This window comes from Priestia sp. SIMBA_032, from assembly GCF_046535215.1.
GTDB lineage: Bacteria > Bacillota > Bacilli > Bacillales > Bacillaceae_H > Priestia > Priestia aryabhattai.
On sequence record NZ_JAWRXD010001034.1, the window covers coordinates 1 to 257 of the forward strand.

Annotated in this window: 1 protein-coding gene; it reads right to left on the minus strand. The window is 67.7% G+C overall.

From position 1 onward, the window contains the following. A partial coding sequence (locus tag SB717_RS37485; RefSeq protein WP_410908204.1) for a Gfo/Idh/MocA family protein occupies positions 1 to 257 on the minus strand: 257 nt, incomplete at both ends.

Genomic DNA, 257 nt, shown 5'->3' on the forward strand with positions numbered 1-257 from the left:
GGCACCAGACGGCCTTGACATCGCCGATGCGGCCCTCCTGGATCAGTCGGCGCATCAGCGTGATCACCGGCATGTGGCGCATGTTGTGTCCGACGTACAGGCGGGATCCGGTCCTCTGCGCGGCTGCAAGGATGCGGTCGCAGTCGTCGATGGAGATCGCCAGCGGCTTCTCGCAGAAGACCGCAAGTCCTGCCTCGAGCGCCGGGATCGCGACCGCGGCGTGCCGGTCGTCCGGTGTGAGCACCATGACGGCGTCC